At 63.0% G+C, this 17,529-nt stretch carries 15 protein-coding genes; 4 read left to right on the forward strand and 11 right to left on the reverse strand.

Annotation, left to right across the window (positions count from 1 at the left end; translation table 11 throughout):
* Window positions 1–8: 8 nt before the first annotated feature.
* The 5 genes from NKH42_RS22640 to NKH42_RS22660 form a co-directional block, all read right to left on the reverse strand.
* Window positions 9–755, reverse strand: a complete 747-nt coding sequence (locus tag NKH42_RS22640) for a sugar phosphate isomerase/epimerase family protein (protein WP_352506633.1) — start codon at window positions 753–755, stop codon at window positions 9–11.
* Between the two features lie 74 nt (window positions 756–829).
* Window positions 830–1,960: an ABC transporter ATP-binding protein gene (locus tag NKH42_RS22645; protein WP_352506634.1), complete on the reverse strand. Its 1,131-nt coding sequence runs from the start codon at window positions 1,958–1,960 to the stop codon at window positions 830–832.
* Between the two features lie 5 nt (window positions 1,961–1,965).
* A complete protein-coding gene (locus tag NKH42_RS22650; protein WP_352476375.1) occupies window positions 1,966–2,901 on the reverse strand; it encodes a carbohydrate ABC transporter permease in 936 nt (311 codons plus the stop codon).
* Complete coding sequence (locus tag NKH42_RS22655) at window positions 2,894–3,787, reverse strand: carbohydrate ABC transporter permease (RefSeq protein ID WP_352476374.1); 894 nt, start codon at window positions 3,785–3,787, stop codon at window positions 2,894–2,896. The genes NKH42_RS22650 and NKH42_RS22655 overlap by 8 nt, the downstream gene beginning before the upstream one ends.
* 107 nt (window positions 3,788–3,894) lie before the next feature.
* Window positions 3,895–5,133 carry an ABC transporter substrate-binding protein gene (locus tag NKH42_RS22660; protein ID WP_352506635.1) on the reverse strand — a complete coding sequence of 413 codons (1,239 nt, stop codon included), beginning with the start codon at window positions 5,131–5,133 and terminating at the stop codon, window positions 3,895–3,897.
* A gap of 392 nt (window positions 5,134–5,525) precedes the next feature.
* On the opposite strand from NKH42_RS22660, the gene NKH42_RS22665 reads away from it, so the two are divergent.
* The 3 genes from NKH42_RS22665 (at window position 5,526) to NKH42_RS22675 (ending at window position 9,461) form a co-directional block, all read left to right on the forward strand.
* Window positions 5,526–6,575: a LacI family transcriptional regulator gene (locus tag NKH42_RS22665; protein ID WP_352506636.1), complete on the forward strand. Its 1,050-nt coding sequence runs from the start codon at window positions 5,526–5,528 to the stop codon at window positions 6,573–6,575.
* A 322-nt stretch (window positions 6,576–6,897) separates the two neighbouring features.
* Entirely contained in the window at window positions 6,898–7,326 is a 429-nt protein-coding gene (locus tag NKH42_RS22670) for a YybH family protein (RefSeq protein WP_352476371.1), read from the forward strand.
* Between the two features lie 416 nt (window positions 7,327–7,742).
* Window positions 7,743–9,461, forward strand: coding sequence for an adenylate/guanylate cyclase domain-containing protein (locus NKH42_RS22675; RefSeq protein ID WP_352691141.1), 1,719 nt, complete (start codon window positions 7,743–7,745; stop codon window positions 9,459–9,461).
* A 192-nt stretch (window positions 9,462–9,653) separates the two neighbouring features.
* Here the strand turns inward: NKH42_RS22675 and gnd are convergent, their stop codons facing one another.
* The 6 genes from gnd to NKH42_RS22705 all read right to left on the reverse strand — a co-directional run bounded on the left by gnd (window position 9,654) and on the right by NKH42_RS22705 (window position 15,458).
* Window positions 9,654–11,078, reverse strand: coding sequence for an NADP-dependent phosphogluconate dehydrogenase (gene gnd / locus NKH42_RS22680; protein WP_352506637.1), 1,425 nt, complete (start codon window positions 11,076–11,078; stop codon window positions 9,654–9,656).
* A gap of 139 nt (window positions 11,079–11,217) precedes the next feature.
* Window positions 11,218–12,843, reverse strand: a complete 1,626-nt coding sequence (locus NKH42_RS22685) for a copper resistance CopC/CopD family protein (protein WP_352974444.1) — start codon at window positions 12,841–12,843, stop codon at window positions 11,218–11,220.
* A gap of 56 nt (window positions 12,844–12,899) precedes the next feature.
* Window positions 12,900–13,418: a YcnI family copper-binding membrane protein gene (locus tag NKH42_RS22690; protein WP_352506639.1), complete on the reverse strand. Its 519-nt coding sequence runs from the start codon at window positions 13,416–13,418 to the stop codon at window positions 12,900–12,902.
* Window positions 13,419–13,443: 25 nt separating this feature from the next.
* Window positions 13,444–13,980, reverse strand: coding sequence for a copper chaperone PCu(A)C (locus NKH42_RS22695; RefSeq protein ID WP_352506640.1), 537 nt, complete (start codon window positions 13,978–13,980; stop codon window positions 13,444–13,446).
* A gap of 99 nt (window positions 13,981–14,079) precedes the next feature.
* A complete protein-coding gene (locus tag NKH42_RS22700) occupies window positions 14,080–14,436 on the reverse strand; it encodes a DUF2946 family protein (protein WP_023675211.1) in 357 nt (118 codons plus the stop codon).
* A gap of 119 nt (window positions 14,437–14,555) precedes the next feature.
* A complete protein-coding gene (locus NKH42_RS22705) occupies window positions 14,556–15,458 on the reverse strand; it encodes a GntR family transcriptional regulator (protein ID WP_352506641.1) in 903 nt (300 codons plus the stop codon).
* A gap of 256 nt (window positions 15,459–15,714) precedes the next feature.
* Between NKH42_RS22705 and NKH42_RS22710 the strand changes: the two genes are divergently transcribed.
* Window positions 15,715–17,220 carry a UxaA family hydrolase gene (locus tag NKH42_RS22710; protein ID WP_352506642.1) on the forward strand — a complete coding sequence of 502 codons (1,506 nt, stop codon included), beginning with the start codon at window positions 15,715–15,717 and terminating at the stop codon, window positions 17,218–17,220.
* Window positions 17,221–17,529: the final 309 nt, after the last annotated feature.

A 17,529-nucleotide genomic window follows, 5' to 3' on the forward strand; every position in this document is an offset into this window, starting at 1 on the left:
ATGTGCTCCTAATAGGTCTTGGCGGCTGCGATGGAGCGGCGGGCGAAGCGCTCGATGTCGTTGGGATTGTCTTGTTCCATGACGTAGTATTTCGCAGCGCTTTTGGCGCGCAGCGCCTTGATCAGGCCGGGCCAGTCGATGGTGCCGTGGCCGACGTCGGACCAGCCGTCCTCGTCGAGGCCCTCGCCCGGCTTGGCCAAGTCCTTGACGTGGACGGCTACGATGCGCTTGCCGTGCTTCTCGATCCAGGGCAGCGGATCGACGCCGCCCCGCACCACCCAGGCGACATCCATCTCCCAGCCGATGTCGGGCGCGGAGGACAGGATATGGTCCTGCGGCACCGAGCCGTCGGCGAGCGCCTTGAATTCGAAATCATGATTGTGCCAGGCAAAACCATAGCCGGCTTTCCTGGCCGTCTCGCCGACCTTGGCCAGGCGTTCGCCGAAGCCGCGCCAGCCGGCCGCGTCGGCCGGCCTGAACTCGGCGTTCAGGAAGGGGCAGATGAGCAGCGTGATGCCGAGCGCATCGGCCGTCCTGCGCACGCCGTCGAAATCCTTCTCGAGCGCGTCGATCGAGAAATGCCCGGTCGGCATGGCAAGGCCGTTCTTGTCGAGCTCGGCACGGAACGCCTTGGGATCGTCATAGACGCCACCGAACCCTTCGACTTGGCTGTAACCAAGCTCGCCCAGCATTTTGAGCACGCCCTCCCAGGGCTGGAAATTACGCGCGCTGTAAAGTTGGAATGACCAGTTCATCGTCTCTGTCCGTTTCTTGGGGATGGTTAGTCTTGGGGGGAAATGGAAAAGTCTTGGGAGGCTAAAATCAGGCTCTAGAGGCGGTTACCTGTGGCGGCGTCGAACAGCGAGGCCCGCATCGGGTCGAAACCGATGCCGACCGCCTCCGCGTTGTTTGGCGTACGCTCGGCTGTCACCCGTACCGTGAAATTCTGGCCGGCGAGCTTCAGCCAGACCAGCGTGTCGGAACCCATGGGCTCGACGACCTCGACATTTGCCGTGGCTGCGAACGGCCATCCCGTGCCGCTGTTGAACGCCACGTGCTCGGGGCGGATGCCGAACACGGCCGGCCCTGGCACCGGGTCCTTCTCGAAAGCATAGGTGGCCAGCGGTATCCGCACATCCTCGGCGACGAAGTGCCAGTCGCCTGCCGCTTGGTCAAGTCTGCCGTCGAGGAAGTTCATTGCCGGCGAGCCGAGGAAGCCGGCGACAAACCGGTTGACCGGCCGGTTATAGATGGTCTGCGGCGCATCGAGCTGCTGGATGACCCCGCCCTTCATCACCGCGATACGGTCGGCCAGCGTCATCGCCTCGATCTGGTCGTGGGTGACGTAGATCATGGTGTTCTCAAGCTTGCGATGCAGCAGCTTGATTTCGACGCGCAATTCTGCGCGCAGCTTGGCGTCGAGGTTGGAGAGCGGTTCGTCGAACAGAAAGACATCGACGTCACGCACAAGTGCGCGCCCGATCGCCACACGCTGGCGCTGGCCGCCGGACAGGGCCGCCGGCTTGCGATGCAAAAGCGGTTCGATCTGCAGGATCTCGGCGGCCCGGGCGATGCGCTTGGCGATCTCGTCCTTGGCGAGACCGGCAACGCGCAGCCCAAACGACAGGTTCTTCTCCACCGTCATCTGCGGATAAAGCGCGTAGGACTGGAACACCATGCCGATGCCGCGATCCTTGGGCTCTTCCCAGGTGACGTTCTTGCCCTTGATGAAGATGCGGCCTTCGGAAACGTCGAGCAGCCCGGCAATGCAGTTGAGCAAGGTCGACTTGCCGCAGCCGGACGGGCCGAGCAGCACGATGAACTCGCCTTCGGCGACATCGAGGTTGAGCGTCTGCAGCACTGATATCGCGCCGAAATTCAGCGACAGGTTCTGGATCGAGACGCTGGTGCCGTTTGCCCCGTTGCTGCCGTTTGCCGCAACGCTGCCGTTTGCGTTCATCGCCATCATCCTTTCACCGCGCCGGCGGCGATGCCGCGCACAAACAATTTTCCGGACAGGAAATAGACGATCAGCGGCACCAGGCCGGTCAGGATGGTGGCTGCCATGTTGACGTTGTATTCCTTCACGCCTTGCACCGAGTTGACGATGTTGTTGAGCTGCACCGTCATCGGATAGGTGTCGGGGCGGGTGTAGACGACGCCGAACAGGAAGTCGTTCCAGATGCCGGTCACCTGCAGGATGATGGCGACGACGAAGATCGGCAGCGACATCGGCAGCATGATGCGGAAATAAATGCCCCAGAAGCCGGCGCCGTCGACACGCGCTGCCCGGAACAGCTCCTCCGGCATGGAGGTAAAGTAGTTGCGGAACAACAGCGTGAGGATCGGCATGCCGAAGATGGAATGGACGATCACCAGGCCGCTGAGGCTGCCGTAGAGGCCGACTTCGCGCAGGATGATGACGATCGGATAGATCATCACCTGATAAGGGATGAAGGCGCCGACGATCAGGATGATGAAGAAAGTGTCGGCGCCTTTGAAGCGCCAGTTGGCAAGCGCATAACCGTTCACCGAGGCGAGCGCGATCGACAGGATCACCGACGGGATGGTGATGCGCACCGAATTCCAGAAGCCACGCGACAGCCCGTCGCAGTTGAGCCCGGTGCAGGCGCTCGACCAGGCCTTGACCCAGGGCTCGAAGGTGATCTCCATTGGCGGCGAGAAGATGTTGCCGAGGCGTATCTCGGGCATGCCTTTGAGCGATGTCACCACCATCACGTAGAGCGGCAAAAGATAGTAGAGCGCCACCACGATCAGCGTGCCGTAGAGGAAGATGTTACGGCGCGAGAATGTGTGGCGCGGCTTCGGCCCGCTCGGCCCGTAGGCTTCGAGCCCGCCGGCGCCGGCAATGGCGGGCAATGAAACGGTATGGTCAGACACGCTTCTTGCCTCCGAACTCGAGATAGGCCCACGGCACGATGACGATGATCACCGACAGCAGCATCATCGTCGAGGCGGCGAACCCTTGGCCGAGGTTCTGGGCGAAGAACATGTAATCATAGACATATTTGGCCGGGACTTCGGAGGCGATGCCGGGCCCGCCGCTGGTCTGGGCGACGACAAGGTCGTAGACGCGAACGATGTTGGAGGCGACGATGACCAGCGTGGTGATGAAGACCGGCCGCATCATCGGTATGATGATGAACAGATAGGTCTTCCAGGTCGGTATCCCGTCGACCCGCGCGGCCTTCCAGATATCCTCGTCGATGCCGCGCAGGCCGGCCAGCATCAGGCACATGATGAGCCCGGTGCCTTGCCAGAGAGCGGCGATCAATATGCCGTAGATGACGATGCTGGAATCATAGAGCGGATTGAAGCTGAAGCTCGTCCAGCCGAGGCTGCGCACCACTGCCTGGACACCGAATTCGGGGTTGAGCAGCCACTGCCAGACCAGACCGGTGACGATGAAGGACAGGGCGAAGGGATAGAGGAAAATGGTCCGGAACGTGTCCTCGAACCGGATCTTCTGGTCGAGCAAGGCAGCAAGCAGGAAGCCGATGACAAGCGAGAACACCAGCGACAGCACGCCGTAGATCAGCAGGTTCTCGATCGAGATCAGCCAGCGCGGCGTCGCCCACAGCCGATAGTACTGGTCGAGACCGACGAAGTGCAGCCGCGGCAGCAGCTTGGAATTTGTGAAGGAATACAACACCGTCCAGAGGGTGCCGCCGACAAAAATCACCAGCGCGGTGAAAATCATCGGGATCGAAGCGACTTTCGCATTGAGGTTGCGAAAGAGTTGGCTCGGGCGTTCGCTCTTGCTCATCTGCACAGCCGCGCTGGATCGGGGAAGGGCCGGAGGGTCAAGAGGCCTTGACCCAAGCTCCCGACCCTGCGTTCGCAGGGGCGGGAGTGAGGCGGTTGGTCGATCGCTCAATCGGCCGAACCGACGATGGCGGCGAAGCGCTTCTGCGCATCTTCCACGGTCATGTCCTGCTTGGCGAAGAACTCGGAGAACAGATCCTCCTTCTGCTTCTGCGTATCCTGCGAAAGCAGCTGGTCGGTCCAGGGCATGACATTGCCCTTGGCGAGAATTTCGAGCCCCTTCTTCATGCAGTCGTTCGCCGCCTTGAGGTCGACGTCGCCGCGCACCGGCAGCGAACCTTTCTTGAGATTGAAGGCGACCTGCGTCTTGGGATCGAGCAGCGTGTGGGCCAGCACTTCCTGTGCCTTCGATTTTTCGGGATCCTTCAGCAGCGGAAAGTAGAAAGCGTCGCCGCCGGTGGCGATGACCTCGTTGAGACCGAGGCCCGGAAGGCAAGTATAGTCCTTGCCGGCGGTCTGGCCGGCAACCTGGAACTCGCCCTGCGCCCAGTCACCCATGATCTGGCCGCCCGCCTTGCCGGTGATGACCAGATTGGTGGCCTGGTTCCAGTCCTGCACATTGGTGTTCTTCGCCATCTTGCGGGCGTCGTCCGCGGCCTTGAAGACCTTGGCGACTTCGGGCCCGGCGGCGAATTCGGCGTCCTTGTCCTTGTAGACCTTGAGGAAGGCGTCGGTGCCGCCGACCGCCGCAAGCAGCACGTCGAAAGCGCCGGAGGCCTGCCAGGGCTGGCCGCCGACCGCGAGCGGCTGGATGCCTGCCTTTTCCAGCGCGGGCGCCGCAGCGACGTATTCATTCCAGTTCTTCGGCACGGGCACGCCGGCCTTTTTGAAGGCGGCGTTCGACAGCCACAGCCATTGCCAGGAGTGGATATTGACCGGCACGCAATAGATCTTGCCGTCGAGGGTACAGCCGTCGAGCAGGCTCTTCGGCTGCACGATTTCCGTCCACTTTTCCTTGGTGGCGAGATCGGTGAGGTCGCGCATCAGCCCGGCCTGCACCAATTCTTCCGCCTGCCGGCCGTGATTGAACTGGGTCGCGCCCATCGGGTCGCCGCCGGTGATGCGGCTGATCATGATCGGCCGCGCCGTGCCGCCGGAACCGGCGATGGCGCCGTCCACCCAGTGATTGCCGGTTGCGTCGAAAGCCTTGGCGAGTTCTGCGACCGCTGCCGCCTCGCCGCCGGAGGTCCACCAATGGGTGACTTCCAGATCCGTCGCGGCCGCCGGGCCGGCGAATTGCAGCGCGACCGTCGCAGCCAGCGCAGCAGTCATGAGTTGGTATCGCATTTCGTTCCTCCCAGAATCTGAAACGTTACAGATTTTCGATACGGCAATTGCTTGAGGCGCGCAACCCCTCAGGCGAAGGTGGCATCAAGTTTTTTCGAAGCGCGAATAAAATCGCGCGGCTCGCTGGCCTACCGCATCGCAACCAGAGAGGTTGCACTGCAAAATAGAATGCTGCGGCGCCGAAAAATCGGAAAATCCCGTTCCAATCGCTGTTTTGCGCCGATTGCAGCGCCGCTCGTTCTGCATCTGTCACCAGTGGTGTGGCAATGGTCGTGACAATCTGTAACGTTTCAGTATATAGCGGTCTCATTCGGTGAAGGCCGCGGCGTGCCCGCGGCCGGCCGATTGCCGGGCTGTCCGGCAACTGCTATGCGCCTGACGGGGCGGGACGAATGAACAGGCATCAAAAAGAGAAGGCCGACGACGCGTCGGGCCAGGGCCGGCCGACGCTGAAGACGCTCGCCTTCATGACCGGGCTGGGCGTCACCACCGTGTCGCGTGCGTTGAAGGACGCCCCCGAGATCGGCGCCGAGACCCGGCGGCGCGTCCAGCTTGTCGCCAAGCAGATCGGCTATCGCCCCAACCGTGCCGGCGTCCGCCTGCGCACCGGCAAGACCAATGTCATCAGCCTGGTGCTCAACACCGAGCACGAGATCATGAGTTTTGTCTCCGACATCATCTACGGCGTTTCGGAAGTCATCGCCGACACGCCCTATCACTTGATCGTGACACCCTATTCGCGCTCCCAGGATCCGCTCGACCCGATCCGTTACCTCGTGGAAACCGGTTCAGCCGACGGCGTCATCATTTCGCGCACGCAGCCGAACGATCCGAGAGCCCGCTATATGCTGGAGCGCGGCATCCCCTTTGCCACGCATGGCCGCACAGACATGGGGCTGATCCATCCCTATCACGATTTCGACAATTACGCTTTCGCAGCCGAGGCGGTGCGCCATCTGGCCGGCCTCGGCCGCCGCCGGATGGCTCTGTTGGCGCCGCCGGTCGAGCTGACCTATCACGGCCACACGCTCGCCGGCTTTGCCGATGCGCTGAGCGAGGTCGGCGCCAGCGAGATCCCGTTCAACACCGTTTCGATCGATCATTCGATCGAGCAGATCAGAATGCGGACGGCGCAGTTGATGCGCCGCGATGTCAGGCCGGACGGTTTCATCAGCAGCGCCGCCGCCGCGACGCTCGCCATCGTCGCCGGCATCGAAGACGCCGGCCTCAAGCTTGGCCGCGATGTCGATGTGGTGTCCAAACAATCGTCGGAGCTTCTGCACCTGTTTCGCAGCGAATTGCTGGTCGTCAACGAGAACTTCCGGCTGGCCGGCGCCGAACTCGCCCGCTCGGTGCTGGGCTGGATCGGAGGCGCCGCACCTGGCACCCTGCAGAGCCTGAGCGAGCCAGGCGAAGTCCAGGCCTATCGCCGCCCCGACTAGGGCGGGATATGTTCAAATTGAAATGGGCTCCATCTATTTGCCTTAGCCGCATTTCTGCGACGCCAAGTGATTCCACTTGGCTGGAAAATGTGCGCTGCCGACGGCAACCTTGGGACCGAATGCTGTCCGTCCGATATGGGGACGAGATCACCAAAGAGCGGCCGTAGGAGCACGCGGCAGTCACGTTTCGGGACTAAGGGGCTCATCACTCTTAATACCACGATGCAACAGCAGCTTGGACCGGCCATATTTGTTACGAATAGTGTCGATGTCGGATTGATCGCCCCGGCCTCGTCGTTCCAGAAAATGAAGGAGCAACGATATGTCTGAAAAGGAAGTCTTGTCTGTCATCCGGGGCCAGGAAGACGCAACTGCCAAGGGGGACGCCCGCGCCAACGTCGATGCCATGGACCCGGATGTCGTGGTTTTCGATCTGCCGCCGCCGCTCGCCTATAGAGGCGAACAGGCACGCGACATCGAAGGGATAAATGCTTGGTTTGCAACTTGGCGCAACGGCGTCACCGTTCACATGGCTGACCCGCAGCTCATGATCGACGGCGATCTTGCAGTGGCCTTCGGGCTGTCGCGCATGACTGGCATTAAGACGGATGGCACAGAGGTCGACTCCTGGAGCCGGCGAACCATCGTGCTAAGGCGCATCGGCGGTTCTTGGAAAATCATCCACGAACATGCCAGCTTCCCTATGGCAATGGACGGAAGTGGGCGCGCTGTGACGGATCTCTTGCCGTAGTTCCGGAACGCCTAACGTCCTCAACAGGGATGTCGGCTTCACGTGGCAAGGGTTCGTAGGCGAACGGTCGAATTGGCGGCCCGTTGCTGACAGTCAATCTTCGGGCCGAAAGCGGATTGGCAGCTCCGGGCCGCAGATCTTTAATTGCGGACATTTAGGTCGGCGTGGGCATCGTCGTGACCTGGCCCGAAGCGGTCACGGGTCCGGTTGAGAGGCAACTGCCGCGAACAAGCGGTAGGGATAGATGGGACTCGCTCGTCAGTGGCGCTGCGCAGGAGAGCCAAGGCGTCGCGCGAGTCATACTCTCAAGAAGCGTGATCTGTGGTATAGAGGCCGGTGAGGGCACGCCGGAGGCGCCGGTCCTACCTGCCTCTGACCTGCGCCTGGCGTGTCGCGAATCTGAACTGAGGCTCAACATGGAGCGGAAGCTCGCTGCCATCCTTGCCATTGATGTTGTCGGTTACTCGGCGCTCATGGAGGTGGATGAAGCGGGCACCTTCGACCGGCTGAAACGGGGCCGCAAAGAGTTGTTCGAGCCGGAAATCGCGACGCGACACGGGCGAATCTTCAAGCTTATGGGAGACGGCCTGCTGGCGGAGTTCGGTAGCGTGGTGGATGCGGTCGAATGCGCGGTCACGCTTCAGCGCGGCATGACGGAACGTAACGCGAGCGTCGCCGAAGACCAGCGCTTCGAAGTCCGGATCGGAATCAACCTTGGGGAAGTGATCGTCGAAGGGGACGATCGCTATGGCGAGGGCGTGAATGTAGCGTCGCGCCTCCAACAACTCGCCGAGCCCGGTGGCATCTGCGTTTCGGAGAAGGTGTCCAAGGAGGTCAGGCAGAAGCTGGCGTTTGCGTTCGAGCCTATGGGCGAGCAGCGGGTGAAGAACATAGCCGAGCCGATATACTGCTATCGCGTCAACCTGCAGCTTCCGAGAGCCGCTCAGGTCGGGCGACTGGCATCGCTGGAATTGCCCGACAAGCCCTCGATCGCGGTCTTGCCTTTCACCAACATGAGCAACGATCCGGAGCAGGAAACCTTTGTCGACGGCTTGACCGAAGACCTGATCACCGACCTATCTCGCTGCGCCGGCCTCTTCGTCATCGCACGCAACTCGACCTTTGCTTACAAAGGGCGGTCGGTCGATGTGCGTTTGGCCGCGCGTGATCTTGGGGTGCGCTATGTGGTTGAAGGCAGCGCCCGGCGCGCCGCGGGGCGCGTGCGCATCAATGCGCAGCTGATCGACGCGATCGGCGGCGATCATATCTGGGCCGAGCGCTACGACAGCAGCCTCGAGGATATCTTTGCAGTGCAGGACGAGGTCACGGCCAAGATCGTCGAAGCCCTGGTCGGCCGATTGGCCGGACAGCCGGCGCGCAAACGGCCGACGAGTCTCGAAGCCTATGACCTCTGTGTACAAGCCCGCGGCGTCAGTTTTCAGACCGGGTTAGGCGCGCAGGAAGCGCGCATGCTGCTGGAGAAGGCGATCAGACTCGATCCCGACTATGCCGAAGCGCATAGCTTGCTGGCCCTCAATCTTTGGCTCGGCTGGCTGTTCTGGAACGAGCCGAAGGAAACCAACCAACCTCGCTCGCTCGCGGAAGCGCAGCAGGCAGTGGCGCTCGACCCTAACGATGCCGGGAACCGGTGGGTGCTGGGCATCATACTTGGTCACGAACGGCGTTTCGCGGAATCGGATGCAGAGTTCGAGGCGACTTTCAAGCTCGATCCCAATCATGCCGATGCCTGGGCGATGCGCTCGGATCTCATCACCTTGAGGGGCGATGCGGTCAAGGGCGTCGAATTCGTGAAGCGGGCGTTGCGGCTCAATCCGCGCCCTCCGGGGTGGTACCATTGGATGGCGGGCCAAGCCTATTATGCGCTCGGCGACTATCAATCCGCGGTCGAGGCTTTACGCAAGCCGGAAACCTACCGCACCACGTCGCGGCGCATGCTTGCGGCAGCCCTCGCGCAGCTCGGACGCCTGGATGAAGCCCGTCAGGAGGCGGAGTTCTTCATGATGAGCAATCCCCATTTCAGCATCAGGCACTGGGCGACATCGCAGCCATTCGACGACGAGGAAGTGCTCCAGCGCTTCGTCGAAGGCTACCGCAAGGCTGGCCTTCCCGACTAAAGAGCGCATCGCTTTGGATCGCCGGCTTGCTCTCGTCAGGACATAGGCTCGTCTTTTGGCTGTGAGGGCAAATGCCCGTGGGTTCCCTCGATCAATGTCCGTTGATGGCGCAACCACGATCTCCAGCGTGATCGCCAGCAAGGTCCGCTTTCAAGAAACTGCGAAGCCGATCTCTACGGCCGAGACCGGGCGCTAACCAGCCGCCCCACTTCCCCACGGGCCATGGAAAGCGCCCTGCCCATCGATGCGCTCGAAGCCGTGCGCGCCGAAGAAATCGCGCTGCGCCTGGATCAGGTTCGAAGTGCCGCGGCCCTGCCGGTAACTGTCGAAATAAGCAAGTGCGGATGACAGGGCCGGCACCGGCGAGCCGGCTTCGGCCGCCCTTGCCACGACACGGCGAAGCGACGGATGTGCCTCCTGCATCAACGAGACGAAAGCCGGCGCCATCAACAGGTTGGTGGCCGCGCCGCCGGCGCCGAAGGCCTCCGCCATCGTATCCAGCAATTGCGAGCGGATGATGCAGCCGGCCCGCCAGATCTTGGCGATGACCGGCATCGGCAGGTTCCAGTTGAATTCCTTCGACGCGCCGCTCATCACCGCGAAGCCTTGCGCGTAGGCGGCGATCTTGCCGGCAAACAGCGCCAGTTCGAGATCGGCGAGCAGGGCGTCCCTGTCTCCGGAAATCTTGCTCACGCCGGCGCCATAGACCTTTTCGGCGGCCAGCCGCTCGTCCTTGATCGACGACAGCACGCGTGCCGCCACCGCCGCTTCGATCGCGGTGGCCGGGATGCCTAGCTGCTGCGCCTCGATCACCGACCATTTGCCGGTGCCTTTCTGGCCGGCGCGGTCGAGGATGATGTCGACCACCGGTTTGCCGGTCTTGGGATCGTCGGCGGCGAGCACCTTGGCGGTGATCTCGATCAGGTACGAATTGAGCCGGCCCGTGTTCCACTGCAAAAACACCTCGGCGATCTCTTTCGGCCCCATGCCCAGGCCGTCGCGCAATATGCCGTAGATCTCGGCGATCATCTGCATGTCGGCATATTCGATGCCGTTGTGGATGGTCTTGACGAAATGGCCGGCGCCGTCGGTGCCAAGCCACGCCGCGCAAGGCTCGCCCTTGAACTTGGCCGAGATCGCGGTCAGCACCTTTTCGACGCGCTTCCAGGACTCTTCGGTGCCGCCGACCATGATCGAGGGACCGTGGCGTGCGCCCTCCTCGCCGCCGGACACGCCCATGCCGATGAAGGTCAGGCCCGAATCGGTAAGCTCTGAGAAGCGCCGCATCGTATCGCGGAAATTGGCATTGCCGGCGTCGATGACGATGTCGTTGGCCGACAGCACGCCGCGCAATGCCGCGATCTGCTCGTCGACCGGCTTGCCGGCCAGCACCATGATGATGATCGGCCGCGGCGGCCGGATCGCGGCGGCCAGTTCTTCGAGGCTGTAGCAGGGCACCACCCTATCCCTGAGCGCGCCGGCATTTTCGACAAAGGCATCGGTGCGCGCCGCGGTGCGGTTGAAGACGGCGATGCGGTGCCCCTTCTCGGCGATGTTGAGCGCCAGGTTGGAGCCCATCGTGCCAAGGCCGATCAGGCCTATTTCGGCTTTTTCCATCGTTTCTTCCCTGCTTTCGGATCTTGTTGGTTGAGCCCGCGATTGGGTTGGACGCCCATTCTTGATGGCGATGATTGACGGGGGTTCTCGGCCGCGTCAACCGCCTCGTCGAATTGTGTTGCGTGGACCAGCGCTCTCGTCACGGCCTGATGTCGATCGGCGCCTCTATCTTCACCATCTCGAAATCGGAGACCAGGATATCGAGCCGCGCCGTCCACCGGCCGGCGACCGGAATGACGAGATCGTCGACGCGCCAGGTGCCGTCGCCAAGCCTCGTCGCCGGGCGCTTGATGGGTTCGATGCCGGAATCGGGCTTTGACAGCACCAGCGTCACCTGCTTGGCGTCGAGCGGGCCGAAATCGCCGGTCATGATGAAGATCGAAGCGGCAACAGGCCCGGTATGGCCGGGCACAATGCTGAGATCGGCCATCGCCTGCAGCGTGTGGATATGCACCGATGCCGGCTGTGCGGCGGCGATCGCCAGCGCGCGCGGCGGCGGCGTGAAGCGCCAACCGGCGGCAACGCCGAAGATCGCCAGCACGATCAGCAGCTCGATGCCGATCGAGCGGGCCAGTCGCCTCTGGACTTCCGTCTTTCCCGCCTCGGCGGGGACCGTAAGCTTGAAGCGGTTGACGGCAGCGAGCGTGAACAGAAAGACAAGCAGCGCCAGCTTGATCAGCAGCAGCCGGCCATAGGCAGTGTGGACCAGCGCCGACGGCGTTTGCACCTGGATGACGGCGAGCACGATGCCGGCTGCCGCAAGCACGGCCACGACGAACAGGATCGCTCGCGAAAACCGGCGCAGCAACTGCCCGGCTTTGTCCGGCTGCCGTTTCAAGGCAAGACGGAGCGGCGCCAGCGCCCCGGCCCAGACCGCGACACCAGTGGCGTGCAGAAATACCATCGGCCGGGTCAGCCATTGCGGCTCGGCGGCACTGGCATGCCCGCTGGCAGCAAGTGCTGCGCCAACGCCAACCAATCCGGCCAAGGCCAGCGGCTTCGCGTCGGCGGGCGGCACGACCAGCGACAACAGGCCAAGGCCGAACGCCATCAGCGCGATCAGCACCGTCCAGCCGAAGCTGGTGCCGAGCGCGGTCTGCCAGATGACCGGCTGCGCCAGCCGGGCGAGCGGCGCACCGAGTGCATCCAGCCCCTGGAAACCGAGCGACAAGAGTGCGGCGGCCAGCCCGCACAGGATGGCCGCGACGATCATGTTCCGGCCGGATCGGCCGCCTTGCGCCAGCCAGGCCTGCGCAAAGGCACCGCCGACCCCGAAAAACAGGCCGATGTATAGAAAAACCTTGCCGATCCAGATCGCCGTTCGAAGCCCCCGGTCAACGGCATCCGAGGCGGCCGGCGCAGCACTCGGTGCACCGACCGAGAACAGCACCGAGCCGCCGACCGGATGCCCGTCGGCGGAGATTACCCGCCAGCTCAGCACATGCGTGCCCGATTTCAGCGCCTGCGGATTGTCGATCTCGACGGTCTGGCCGCTGAGCCGGAAAGAGGTCAGCGGGACCGCCGTGCCGTCGGGCCGCACCAGCGTCAGCACCAGCGGCGAAACCGGCTCGCTGAAAGTCAGCGACAGCTGCGACGGGCTCTGCGCCAGCACCGCACCGTCAGCCGGCTCGGCCTTGATCAGCGCCGCGTGGGCGAAGGCTGCGTTTGGCGCGGCAATGGTGGCAAGCAGCACAATCGCAGCCAGCAGGCCGATGGCAAGCCGGCCGGTTGTGCAGGCCGTTCGCAGGATGGATGCCGCGCTCATGTCACCGCCACAAAGACAGCGGCGCGCTCTTTCGGATAGGGCGCGCCGCGTAAGGATCACGTCTTCGGCAGCAGCTTGAGGCCGGGCGCCGGAAATTCCAGCGCGTCCTCAGCCTGCCCGGCCGCCGGAATTTCGATCCAGCGATCGGCAATCCCGTCACATTCCTGCACCACCGGGAAATGCAGCGTCTGGCCTGCCGGCAGGTCGGACGCCAGCGTCGCGCGAAAGACGAATTCGTCGTAGAACTCGTCCGGCAGGCTGCCGGCGCTCCAGTCGATCTCCTTGACGCCGCTGGTCACTGCCTGGCCGTAGAGCTGGTAGGACTTCTCGTATTTGCCGTTCTTGACCTGCAGAGTCCAACCCGGCTTCGGCATCGGTTTGACCGAGAGCACCCCTTCCGGGATCTGCACGCGCAGCGCGGTCGTCGCCTTGCCCTCGCAGCCATGCGGCACCCGAAGAACCGCCTTGTAGGTCGAGCCCACCGCCGCCTCCGGCGTTTCGAGCGTGATGTGGGCAAAGGCCGCGCTGGTCCCGAGGACAAGAAGCACGCAGCCGGGCAAAAGAGATTTCTTCATGATGGTACCTCTCGAAGCGGCCAAGTCAGTGGTCGTCCTGGGGCGCCGCGCTGCCGATGCCTTGCACGGCGAATTCAATCTGCAGGGGCCCGGCTTTCTCGAAGGTCAGCGTGGCGGAGAACATTTCGCCCTCCTTGGGCTGCCGCTTCAAATCCATGAACATCAAATGATAGCCGTTGGGCGCCAATGCGACCTTGCCGCCAGCCGGGATTTCGAGGCCGCCGGTGACCTGCCGCATCGTCATCACGCCATTGCTGACGCCCATCTCGTGCAGTTCGGCCTTGGCCGAAATGTCGGAGGTGATCGACAGCAGGCGATCCGGCGCACTGCCGGTGTTGGTGATGGTGAAGTAGCCGCCGGCCACCTTGGCGCCGGCTGGCGTGGCGCGCGACCAGGGGTGCCCGATCTCGAGATCGCCAAGCTTGAATTCGTGTGCCAACACCGCCTGGGCGCTGGCGAACAGGAGGGCAAGAACGCAAAGGGCGATGCCGAGACGCTGCTCGAAACTACCCAGTGCGAAGCGCCTGCGGCTGGATGCGGCAGCGCGAAAAGAGTGAGACATGATTGCTCCGTGGATTTTAAGGGACCGCGCCGACGGCCGGTCGCGAACGATGTCGATAAACGCGCCGGCAAAGCGTTGCGCGGCGCGAACCAGAACGGATCAGGCCGTCGCCGGTGGTGCACGCGGATTGGACGGAGTGCGGGCGCGGGCGAAATCGCGATGCCGGAAGGCCGGCAGGAAAAAGGCGATGGTTTCGATGGAAAGGCTGCGAGCCAGGCTCCCGGCTGCATCCAGCGGCGCGTAGACCGCCGAAACGAGATTGCAGCCAAGCATGCAGCAAGCCGGCATGTGCTGCTGATGCGGATCGCCGGCGGGGAGTTGCGCCGCACCGTCATGGGTGCAGATCGTGTTGCCGAAAGCATCGAATTGCGAGGCGTTCGGCGCGACGCCGGAAGCAAACGCGCCGAATATCGACTGGAGCATGAAAAGCCACGCCGCGGCGAACGCGACCGGCATGCTCCATCGTCTCCGGCGTATGGTCAAGAACCAGCCTCTTCACGCAGCAACGTCAGCTCTCTAGCACGGAGCCGGCGGCCGGAAAATCGCCAAAACGTTGCTGCGGCAACGCAACACAATCACCCGCGTTGCGGCTGCCTGCCCTCGGGAATCGACGTCAGCAGCGTGTGGCGGGCCGATTTCAGGTGCTTGCGGCAGGCGGCGTCGACCTTGGCAAGATCGCGCGATTTGAGCGCGGCGATATAGGCGAGATGCTCCTGGACCGCGACTTCGTTGCGCTCGCGCTCCTGCGCCTTGTTCCACTGGTAGTGGTAGTGGAAGATCATGGCGATGACGTCGTAGAAATCGACGATGAAGCGGTTGTGCGACGCCCGATGGATCAGCCGGTGAAAGCGCTCGTCAAGCTCGGAGAATTCGTTGAAGCGCACGGCGATCTCGCGCTCCAGCCGGTGATGCTCGCCTTCCAGGCGGTCGAGGTCGGCCCACACCGGGCTGTCCTCGGGCAGAGCGGCAAAGGCTGCGGCCGAGCGCAGTTCGAACATCTCGCGGATTTCGGTCAGCTCCAGCGCGAAGGCGCGGGTAAAGCCTTTCAGCACCCAGTGGCTGTTGCGGCGCTTCTCGATCAGCCCAAAGCGCGAGAAGCGGATCAGGAATTCGCGCACGCTGGTGGTGCCGACGCCGATCTCGCGCGCCAGTTCGAGCTCGTTGATCTGCATGCCGGCTTCGGCACCGCTGGCAAGCAGCCGCCGCATGAAGGAGCGCTCGATGATCTCGGCCAGCGTGTCGGTTTCTTCCTCGGGGAAGAAATCGTCCGGTCGCGGTTCGCGCAGGACCGTCTTGCTGCGCTTGTTCCAGTCGATCAGCCCGGTTTCTTCCATGCGCGCAAGGATAGTGCGGACCGTCGTGCGGCTGACGCCGAGCAGCGTACCCAGCTCCGGCTCCGAAGGCAGGCTCCTGGTTTCGTCGAGCAGCCTCAGACCGCGATTATAAGCGTCCTTGTAAACGTTGTTGCTCTTCGACATCCCCTGCCCCGTGGCGCATTGGCGATTGCGGCCGGTTTGAAGCGTTTCGCGCGCATGAAATCGGAATCGCTTCGCAAAACACCGTGCGCAACGCTAGTCTTGGTTGTAGAGCCTACTGCACGCATCCAAAAGACGCGTCGCGCTCTGGCGAAAAAACAATTGACGCAAAAATGTTTTTTCACGATAAAAGACATTATATGTTAAGAGCCGCGTGTCAATCCGCTCGCGCACCCAGGAACACACCCAGGAAGCTCCCGTGAACGCCGCAAACAGCATTCTTCTGTCTCCCGCCGACAATGTCGCGGTCGCCAATGGCCGCATCGAGATCGGCACCGTGCTGCCGGGCGGCGCCGTCGCCGTCGCGCTGATCGAGCCGGGCCACAAAGTGGCGATCAAGCCGATTGCGGCTAGCGAAGCCGTGGTCAAATACGCCCAGGCGATCGGCCGCGCCACGCAGGACATCGCGCCCGGCGAGCATGTCCATTCGCACAATCTGGTCTTCGAAAGCGGGCGTTTGCCCGTGGTGCCGCCGAGCGAGGCGGTGCATGCGACCGAGGCCGACCGCGCCCGCACCTTCATGGGCTACCGACGCGCCGACGGCCGCGCCGGCACGCGCAACTTCGTCGGTATTCTGGCCAGCGTCAATTGCTCGGCCACCGTCTGCCACGCCATCGCTGACGCGGCGAACCGCACGCTTCTGCCGCAATATCCCGGCATTGACGGCTTCGTCCCGATCGTCCACGGCCAGGGCTGCGGCATGAGCGCCACCGGCGACGGCATGATGGTGCTGCATCGCACGCTGGCCGGCTATGCCCGTCATCCGAATTTCGGCGGCGTGCTGATGGTCGGGCTCGGCTGCGAGGTCAACCAGCTCACCCTCTATGGCCAGAAGGGCGTTGCCGCGGGAAAACGTCATTTCAACATCCAGGAAGCCGGCGGCTCGCGCAAATCGGTTGAGAAGGCGCTGGTCGTGCTGGCCGAGATTGCCGAAGAGGTCGGCAAGCTTCAGCGTGAGCCGATCCCGGTCAGCGAGATCGTCGTCGGCCTGCAATGCGGCGGCTCCGACGGCATGTCCGGCATCACCGCCAATCCGGCGCTGGGTGCCGCGGTTGACATCCTGGCCGGCGTCGGCGGCATCGGCATCCTCTCCGAAACGACGGAGATCTACGGCGCCGAGCACCTGCTCGCCTATCGCGCCGCAACCCCCGAGATCGCCGCCAAGCTCGACGGTTATGTGAAATGGTGGGAAGACCACGTCGCCAAGCATGGCGCATCCATCGACAATAATCCCTCACCGGGCAACAAGCGCGGCGGCCTGACCACCATCCTGGAAAAGTCGCTCGGCGCGGTCGCCAAGGGCGGCCAGACGCCGCTCAACGGCGTCTTCGGCTATGCCGAAAAGGTCACCGGGCACGGGCTGGTGTTCATGGACACGCCCGGCTACGACCCGGTCTCGGCCACCGGCCAGGTGGCGGGCGGCGCCAACGTCATCGTCTTCACTACCGGCCGCGGCTCCTGCTTCGGCTGCCGGCCGACGCCGTCGATCAAGGTCGCCAGCAACTCGACCATGTACCACGCCATGGAAGAGGACATGGACGTGAATTGCGGCGTCATCGCCTCGGGCGAAAAGACCATTGCCGGCATGGGCCGCGAGATCTTCGAGCTGATCGTCGAGACAGCTTCGGGCCGCAAGACCAAGAGCGAGGAATTCGGCTACGGCGACAACGAGTTCGTGCCGTGGCATCTCGGCGCGACGCTCTAAGCCTTGCCGTCCGGGAAGTCGCGCGCACCTGACGTGAGCGCCAGGTGTCACAGTTCGTACACCGCCAAAACGAATGTACATTCCATATTGACTGGTTGATGGAACTAATATTCCATGCGGGATATTGAAGCAGATTGGCAGCGGAGTTCCGACAGAAAAAATCTTCCATCCAGCCATTCGAAGCGGCCATCAAACAGCGCTTGCGCCGACCGAGATGATACACTATCAAAATACAGTAAATGTTTTTTATTGATAAAGTTCCGTTTTGGGCCGCGCCATCCGAATGGAGCTTCCGTAACATTCACCGGG

Source organism: Mesorhizobium sp. M1142 (genome assembly GCF_040318565.1).
Classification (GTDB): Bacteria; Pseudomonadota; Alphaproteobacteria; order Rhizobiales; family Rhizobiaceae; genus Mesorhizobium.

Bases quoted from the DNA above. Each gene is read 5' to 3' on its own strand.
- NKH42_RS22640 (WP_352506633.1), bottom strand. From the start codon at position 755: ATGAACTGGTCATTCCAACTTTACAGCGCGCGTAATTTCCAGCCCTGG.
- NKH42_RS22645 (WP_352506634.1), bottom strand. From the start codon at position 1,960: ATGAACGCAAACGGCAGCGTTGCGGCAAACGGCAGCAACGGGGCAAAC.
- NKH42_RS22655 (WP_352476374.1), bottom strand. From the start codon at position 3,787: ATGAGCAAGAGCGAACGCCCGAGCCAACTCTTTCGCAACCTCAATGCG.
- NKH42_RS22660 (WP_352506635.1), bottom strand. From the start codon at position 5,133: ATGCGATACCAACTCATGACTGCTGCGCTGGCTGCGACGGTCGCGCTG.
- NKH42_RS22665 (WP_352506636.1), top strand. From the start codon at position 5,526: ATGAACAGGCATCAAAAAGAGAAGGCCGACGACGCGTCGGGCCAGGGC.
- NKH42_RS22670 (WP_352476371.1), top strand. From the start codon at position 6,898: ATGTCTGAAAAGGAAGTCTTGTCTGTCATCCGGGGCCAGGAAGACGCA.
- NKH42_RS22675 (WP_352691141.1), top strand. From the start codon at position 7,743: ATGGAGCGGAAGCTCGCTGCCATCCTTGCCATTGATGTTGTCGGTTAC.
- gnd (WP_352506637.1), bottom strand. From the start codon at position 11,078: ATGGAAAAAGCCGAAATAGGCCTGATCGGCCTTGGCACGATGGGCTCC.
- NKH42_RS22685 (WP_352974444.1), bottom strand. From the start codon at position 12,843: ATGAGCGCGGCATCCATCCTGCGAACGGCCTGCACAACCGGCCGGCTT.
- NKH42_RS22690 (WP_352506639.1), bottom strand. From the start codon at position 13,418: ATGAAGAAATCTCTTTTGCCCGGCTGCGTGCTTCTTGTCCTCGGGACC.
- NKH42_RS22695 (WP_352506640.1), bottom strand. From the start codon at position 13,980: ATGTCTCACTCTTTTCGCGCTGCCGCATCCAGCCGCAGGCGCTTCGCA.
- NKH42_RS22700 (WP_023675211.1), bottom strand. From the start codon at position 14,436: ATGCCGGTCGCGTTCGCCGCGGCGTGGCTTTTCATGCTCCAGTCGATA.
- NKH42_RS22705 (WP_352506641.1), bottom strand. From the start codon at position 15,458: ATGTCGAAGAGCAACAACGTTTACAAGGACGCTTATAATCGCGGTCTG.